The following is a 7316-nucleotide window of genomic DNA, read 5'->3' as shown; positions in this document are numbered from 1 at the left end:
CACAATGTTCCGACGACGCCCGGCCGGGTTACCGACACCGCTGACGGGGCCAAGGCCATCGCCGAAGAGATCGGTCGCCCGGTGATGGTCAAGGCGCAGGTCAAGGTCGGCGGCCGGGGCAAGGCCGGTGGCGTCAAGTACGCCGCCACCCCCGAGGACGCTTACGAGCACGCCAAGAACATTCTCGGCCTCGACATCAAGGGCCACATCGTCAAGAAGCTGCTGGTGGCCGAGGCCAGCGACATCGCCGAGGAGTACTACATCTCCTTCCTGCTCGACCGGGCCAACCGCACCTACCTGGCGATGTGCTCGGTGGAGGGCGGCATGGAGATCGAGGAGGTTGCGGCGACCAAGCCGGAGCGGCTGGCCAAGGTTCCGGTGGACGCCGTGAAGGGTGTCGATCTCGCGTTCGCCCGTTCGATCGCCGAGCAGGGTCACCTGCCGGCCGAGGTGCTCGACGCCGCGGCGATCACCATCGCCAAGCTGTGGGAGGTCTTCGTCGGCGAGGACGCCACCTTGGTCGAGGTCAACCCACTCGTGCGTACGCCCGACAACCGGATCCTGGCGCTGGACGGCAAGGTGACGCTCGACGGGAACGCCGACTTCCGGCAGCCCGGCCATGCCGAGTTCGAGGACCGCGACGCCACTGACCCGCTGGAGCTCAAGGCCAAGGAGCACGACCTGAACTACGTCAAGCTCGACGGTCAGGTCGGGATCATCGGCAACGGCGCCGGATTGGTGATGTCGACGCTGGACGTGGTGGCCTATGCCGGCGAGAAGCACGGCGGGGTCAAGCCCGCCAACTTTCTCGACATCGGCGGCGGCGCCTCGGCCGAGGTGATGGCGGCCGGGTTGGACGTCATCCTGAACGATAAGCAGGTCAAGAGCGTGTTCGTGAACGTGTTCGGCGGCATCACCTCGTGTGACGCGGTCGCCAACGGAATCGTGACCGCGCTCAACATGCTCGGCGACGAGGCCAACAAGCCGCTCGTGGTGCGGCTGGACGGCAACAACGTCGACGAAGGCCGACGCATCCTGGCCCAAGCCAGCCATCCGCTGGTAGTCCAGGCCGACACGATGGACGCCGGCGCCGACAAAGCCGCCGAGCTGGCGAACAAATAGAAAAGGATCAATGACCCATGTCAATTTTCCTTAACGCAGACTCCAAGGTCATCGTCCAGGGCATTACCGGCGGTGAGGGCACCAAGCACACCGCGCTCATGCTCAAGGCGGGCACCCAGTTGGTGGGCGGTGTCAACGCCCGCAAGGCGGGAACCACCGTTTCGCATGTGGATGCCGCCGGCAAGGACGTCGAGCTTCCGGTATTCGGCACCGTCGCCGAGGCGATGAAGGAAACCGGCGCCAACGTGTCGGTCGTCTTTGTGCCGCCGAAATTCGCCAAGGACGCCATCATCGAAGCCATCGACGCCGAAATCCCGTTGCTAGTGGTCATCACTGAGGGAATTCCGGTGCAGGACAGCGCGTATGCCTGGGCGTACAACGTCGACAAGGGCAAGAAGACGCGCATCATCGGGCCGAACTGTCCCGGCATCATCACGCCAGGCGAGGCGCTGGCAGGCATCACCCCGGCCAACATCAGCGGATCCGGTCCCGTCGGCCTGGTGTCCAAGTCCGGCACGCTGACCTACCAAATGATGTACGAGCTGCGCGATTTCGGATTCTCGACGTCGATCGGTATCGGCGGCGACCCGGTGATCGGCACCACCCACATCGACGCGATCGAGGCGTTCGAGAAGGACCCCGACACCAAGCTCATCGTGATGATCGGTGAGATCGGTGGTGACGCCGAGGAGCGTGCGGCCGACTACATCAAGGCCAACGTGTCCAAGCCGGTCGTCGGCTACGTTGCGGGATTCACTGCGCCGGAAGGCAAGACGATGGGTCATGCCGGCGCCATCGTGTCCGGATCGTCGGGCACCGCCGCCGCGAAGAAAGAGGCCCTGGAAGCGGCCGGGGTCAAGGTCGGCAAGACCCCGTCGGAAACCGCTGCGCTGGCGCGGAACATCCTGCAGAGCCTGTAGGCGCTGGTGAGCCTCAACCCGCGGACTCCCGTCGTCGTTGGTGTCGGGCAGGCCGCGGAGCGCATCGACGACGCGTACTACCAAGGAATGTCGGCCGTCGAACTGGCAGCAGGCGGTGCTCGCGCCGCGCTAGATGACTGTGGCGCCGACGCCGCCAAGGTGGCCGCGTCGATCGACACCATCGCCGGCGTCCGGCAATTCGAGATCTCCGGGCCGGCCAAGGCGGTGCTGGGCAAGTCGAACAACTACCCGCGGTCGGTGGCCAACCGGATCGGCGCGGATCCCGCCCGCGTCATCTTGGAAGTCGTTGGCGGCCAAGGCCCCCAGCACCTGATCACCGAACTGGCCGGCGAGATCGCCGCCGGCCGGTCCGAGGTTGCGATGGTCTTCGGTTCCGACGCGACCTCGACCAATCGCTACTTCGCCGGGTCCGATAATCGGCCGGACTTCTCCGAGGCCGTTGACGGTTCGCTGGAAGACCGCGGCCACGGCCTGGACGGACTTATCAGCCGCTACACGGTCATCCATGGGCTTGTCGATGCGCCCACCCAATACGGGCTGCTGGAGAATGCCCGGCGGGCCAGAACTGGACTCGGGCCCGCCGATTACCTACGGCGGATGGGCGAGCTGTTCGCTCCGTTCACCAAGGTGGCGGCCGAGAACCCGTTCGCCGCCGCGCCGGTCGAACGTAGCGTCGAGGAACTGATCACCGTCACCGAGCGCAACCGGATGATTTCCGAGCCGTATCCTCGGCTGCTGGTCGCTCGTGATCAGGTGAACCAGGGCGCCGCGGCATTGCTGATGTCCGTCGAAGCTGCACGCAAGCTTGGTGTGCCCGAAGACAATTGGGTCTATCTGCACGGGCACGCCGATCTCGAAGAGCAGAGCCTGCTGGATCGGCCGGATCTCGGCCAGGCCCCGTCGGCGGTGATGGCGGTGCGCGAAGCGCTCTCGGTCGCCGGCGTCGGCATCGACGACATCGACACTTTCGATCTCTACAGCTGCTTTCCGGTGCCGGTCTTCAACATCTGCGACGGTATGGGAATCGCGCCGGACGACCCTCGCGGGCTGACGCTGACCGGTGGCCTGCCGTTCTTCGGCGGCGCCGGCAACAACTATTCAATGCACGGCGTTGCCGAGACGATCGCCAAGTGCCGAAGCGCGCCAGGACAATTCGGTCTCGTCGGCGCCAACGGCGGCATCTTGAGCAAGTACTCGGTCGGGGTCTACTCGACCACAGCTGCCGAGTGGAGACCGGACCGCAGCGCGCAACTGCAGGAGCAGATCGGCCAGGCGCCCGCCGTGGCGGTGACGGAGCAGGCCGACGGCCCGGGCACCGTCGAGACCTACACGGTCCGGCGCGACGGCGGTCGGCCTACCGGGATCGTCATCGGCCGGCTGGACGCCGACGGCAGCCGGTTCCTTGCGACCACCGAAGACGACGAGTTGATCGGGCTGCTCACCGACGGCGACCCGCTGGGACGGTCCGTCGTCGTGCGTTCGTTCGACTACGGAAACCGCTGCGCGCTCGGCTGACTAGACGGCGCTCGTGATCGCAGCCACCAACCCTTGGGTGTCCGCGACGGTCACGGTGAGCGCCGAGTGATCACGCAGGCCGAGCACGCGATGGATTCGCGGCTCGAAGTGGATGCATACGCCTTCAGAGGCGTTGGTGCCGAACGTGAGTCCGTCGTCGACAACCGACAGCCGGGCGCCGACCGCGGTCCACCATCGGAACGGACCGGTGACGTGCGCGCCTTCTACGAGCGACAGCGGCGCGTCGACGTGGAATGGCCCGTAGCGGGCGACCAGACGGCCGTCGTCGGTCACGGTCACACCCTGGGGGCCGGGCCACGCCCGAAACGGCAGCCATATCGGGGCCAGGCGGAGATCGTAGCGATAGGGGAAGTGCCGGCTCATACGGCGGCGGCCAGTTTGCCGGCCAGGCGTTCCACATAGGCCGCGACCTCGTCCGTCGACTTGTCGGGCAGTCCGAACAGCACCTCGGTGACCCCCAATTCGGCCCAGTGCGCCAATTTCTCGGGCACCGGCTTGAAATCCAGCGCCACGATCTGCGGCGCGCCTTCCCGACCGGCGGCTGCCCAGGTGTCCTGCAGCAACTTCACCGGCTCGTCGATGTCGAAATCGCGGGGAGTCGTTATCCAGCCGTCGGCGCTGCGCGCGATCCACTTGAAGTTCTTCTCGTTGCCTGCGGCGCCCACCAGCACCGGGATATGCGGCTGGATCGGCTTGGGCCACGCCCAGCTGGGCCCGAATTTGACGAATTCGCCGTCGTAGGAAGCTTCCTCCTCGGTCCACAACGCCCGCATCGCCTCGATGTACTCACGCAGCATGGTGCGGCGCCGGCCGGGCGGCACGCCGTGGTCGGCGAGTTCATCGGTATTCCAGCCGAACCCGACACCGAGGCTGACTCGCCCACCGGATAGGTGATCGAGGGTCGCGATAGATTTCGCCAACGTGATCGGATCATGCTCAACCGGCAACGCGACCGCGGTGGACAGCCGCACCCGCGAGGTGACCGCGCAGGCCGCGCCGAGGCTGACCCACGGGTCCAGCGTGCGCATGTAGCGGTCGTCCGGCAGCGACGCATCACCCGTCGTCGGGTGGGCGGCTTGGCGCTTGACCGGAATGTGCGTGTGTTCAGGCACGTAGAAGGTGTGAAAGCCGTGATCGTCGGCGAGGGTGGCAGCTGCCGCCGGGGTGATACCGCGATCGCTGGTGAACAGCACGAGCCCGTAATCCATGCACTGAATTAGAACGTGTTCCAATCTTGCGGGCAAGGGCGGGGCCCCGGCATGGTCTTGAGGTGTGCGCCGCCTACTGCTCAACGTGCGCTAGCGTGGTTGATCGGCACGCGTCGCAAACGCCCGCGCTAGTCGTCACGGCGTTCACAGAGCGGTCTGAGGTAGCGTCGCGAGCAGCGGCCGCCTGGAGGACCAGCGCCGCACGACAGTAGCGCCGCAACAGCACTGGAAGGCACAGGAGAAGCCATGACCTACTCGCCCGGCAGTCCCGGATATCCGCCCGCGCAGTCGCACGGGGGCTACGGGGCCTCCTCCACACCCTCGTTCACGAAATCCGATGACGGTGAAAGCAATCTGAAGGTCTACCTGAGCATCGGGGTACTGGCGCTCGGTTTGGCGAGCTATCTGCTGAGTTACGGCCCGATGATCACCCGCATTCTTCCCAACGGCGACGAACTCGTCGAGAGCGGCAGCACCTTGCCGATCGACCTGGGACTGCTGGCGGCGCTGCTGGCCGGGGTCAGCGTGTTGCCCAAGGCCAAGAACTACGCCGCGGTGGTGGCGGCGGTCGCCGTACTGGGCGCGCTATTGCTGATCGAGGACACGATCGGCGCATCCGGTCGAGGCTGGGCGCTGTGGTTCGCCCTGGGCTCCGGGGTGGTCCAGGCTCTGCTTGCGGTCACCGCCCTGTTGCTCGATGCCGGCGTCATCACCCCGCCGGCACCGCGGCCCAAATACGACCAGTACTACGGGCAGTACGGCGGCTACTACGGTCAGCAGTCTCCCTACCAGCAGCAGTCACCTCAGCAGTCCGGCTACGGGGCCCAATACGGCGGCTACCCGTCGGGGCCGTCGACCGGCGGTTTCAGCGCGGTCGGCCCGCAATCCGGACCCATCCCGGCTCCGCAGTCCGGATCGCAGCAGGGACAACAACAAGGATCGCCCACCCCGCCGACGGGTTTCCCCAGCTTCAGCCCGCCGCCGTCCTCCGGTTCCGGCGGACCGGGTCAGGGCAACTCCGCAAACCACGCCGGTTCCGGCCAGGGTCAGCACTCGTATGGCCAGGGTCAGCAGCCGCAGGCGCCGTCGTCGCCATCGGGCCCGGCACCGTCCTAACCGTGCGCACTCGGGCGCGCCGCGTCGCCAGCGAGGGGACCTAGTCGGTAACGTGCTCGAAGCGTGACGCGGGTGCAGGACAGTCGAGCGGCGGGCGCCCGTCAGGCCCGTGACCTACTGCGGGTTGCCTTCGGCCCCGCGCTGGTGGCGTTGGTGGTCATCGCGGCGGTGACGCTGCTGCAGTTGCTGATCGCCAACAGCGACATGACCGGCGCGTTGGGTGCGATCGCCAGTATGTGGCTGGGCGTGCATCAGGTGCCGATCTCGATCGGCGGTCGCGAACTGGGCGTGATGCCGCTGCTGCCGGTCCTCTTGATGGTGTGGGGCACCGCACGCACCACCGCGCAGGCCACCCCCGCCACGGCTTCCTGGTTCGTCATCCGCTGGATCGTGGCCTCGGCACTGGGCGGACCGCTGCTGATCTCCGCCATCTCGCTGGCGGTCATTCACGACGCGGCATCGGTAATCACCGAACTGCAGACGCCCAGCGCGTTGCGGGCGTTCATGAGTGTGCTGGTCGTCCATGCCATCGGTGCGTCGATCGGTGTCGGCTCTCGAGTCGGCCGCCGGGTTCTGGGGACGTCACTGCTGCCGGATTGGGTGGTCGATTCGTTACGGGCCGCGATGGCCGGCGTGCTGGCGCTACTGGGGCTGTCCGGCATGGTCACGGCAGCCTCGCTGGTGGTGCATTGGGGGACCATGCAGGAGCTGTACGCGATCACCAATTCGATTTTCGGTCAGTTCAGCCTGACCGTGCTGTCGGTGCTCTATGTGCCCAACGTCATCGTGGGCACTGCGGCGATCGCAGTGGGATCCAGCGCTCATCTGGGTTTTGCGACGTTCAGCTCGTTCACCGTCTTCGGCGGCGATATCCCCGCGCTGCCGGTGCTGGCCGCGGCCCCCAACCCGCCGCTGGGGCCGGCCTGGGTTGCGCTGCTCATCATCGGCGCGTCGTCGGGGGTGGCGGTTGGACAGCAGTGCGCGCGCCGGCCGCTGCCGATCCATACGGCGATGGCGAAGTTGTTGGTCGCGGCCTCGGTGGCGGCGCTGACGATGGCGCTACTCGGTTATGCCGCCGGCGGGCAGTTGGGCAACTTCGGCGACGTCGGGACTGACCAGGGCACTTTCGGGTTCGCGGTGTTTCTCTGGTTCGCCGTCGTCGGTGCAATCACCGTCGTGATGGCCGGCGGCGTCAGATACCCGCCGCGGAAGCGTAAACCGGCCCGGGCGGCGCAGCCTCCGGTGGCGCCCGAGCCGATTCCCTCGACCGACCCGGTCGACGAGTCTGACGGCGACGATCCCGGCGTCGTCGTCGAAGCTGACGATTCGTCCGCGACCGAGCAAGCCGCCGAGCCGGCCGCGGATCAGCCGTCTCCGGACGGGTCCGGTTAGG

At 66.9% G+C, this 7316-nt stretch carries 7 protein-coding genes; 5 read left to right on the top strand and 2 right to left on the bottom strand.

The features are described from left to right. From sucC to VNW74_RS22525, 3 genes are all read left to right on the top strand, one after another. Positions 1-1122, top strand: a 1122-nt coding sequence (sucC, locus tag VNW74_RS22535; protein WP_325680913.1) for an ADP-forming succinate--CoA ligase subunit beta, incomplete at its 5' end; no start/stop codon positions are given. A gap of 17 nt (positions 1123-1139) precedes the next feature. After that, positions 1140-2042, top strand: a complete 903-nt coding sequence (gene sucD, locus VNW74_RS22530; protein WP_325680911.1) for a succinate--CoA ligase subunit alpha — start codon at positions 1140-1142, stop codon at positions 2040-2042. Between the two features lie 6 nt (positions 2043-2048). Next, the gene (locus VNW74_RS22525; RefSeq protein ID WP_325680909.1) at positions 2049-3578 is read left to right on the top strand and encodes an acetyl-CoA acetyltransferase; all 1530 of its coding nucleotides are present in this window, start codon (positions 2049-2051) and stop codon (positions 3576-3578) included. Here VNW74_RS22525 and VNW74_RS22520 read toward each other — a convergent pair whose 3' ends face one another. Together VNW74_RS22520 and VNW74_RS22515 are read right to left on the bottom strand one after the other, a co-directional pair. Beyond that, positions 3579-3962, bottom strand: a complete 384-nt coding sequence (locus tag VNW74_RS22520; RefSeq protein ID WP_325680907.1) for a hypothetical protein — start codon at positions 3960-3962, stop codon at positions 3579-3581. Continuing rightward, the gene (locus tag VNW74_RS22515) at positions 3959-4807 is read right to left on the bottom strand and encodes an LLM class F420-dependent oxidoreductase (RefSeq protein WP_325680905.1); all 849 of its coding nucleotides are present in this window, start codon (positions 4805-4807) and stop codon (positions 3959-3961) included. Before VNW74_RS22515 ends, VNW74_RS22520 begins: the two co-directional genes overlap by 4 nt. A gap of 246 nt (positions 4808-5053) precedes the next feature. Here VNW74_RS22515 and VNW74_RS22510 point away from each other — a divergent pair, with 246 nt between their 5' ends. Next, the gene (locus tag VNW74_RS22510; protein WP_325680903.1) at positions 5054-5923 is read left to right on the top strand and encodes a DUF5336 domain-containing protein; all 870 of its coding nucleotides are present in this window, start codon (positions 5054-5056) and stop codon (positions 5921-5923) included. 72 nt (positions 5924-5995) lie between these two features. Next, positions 5996-7315, top strand: a complete 1320-nt coding sequence (locus tag VNW74_RS22505; RefSeq protein ID WP_325680901.1) for a DUF6350 family protein — start codon at positions 5996-5998, stop codon at positions 7313-7315. Position 7316: the final 1 nt, after the last annotated feature.

It is taken from the genome of Mycobacterium sp., assembly GCF_035570115.1.
Lineage (GTDB): Bacteria > Actinomycetota > Actinomycetes > Mycobacteriales > Mycobacteriaceae > Mycobacterium.
The sequence above is the reverse complement of the archived record's forward strand: the minus strand, read 5'-3'. Positions and strand labels throughout refer to the sequence as shown.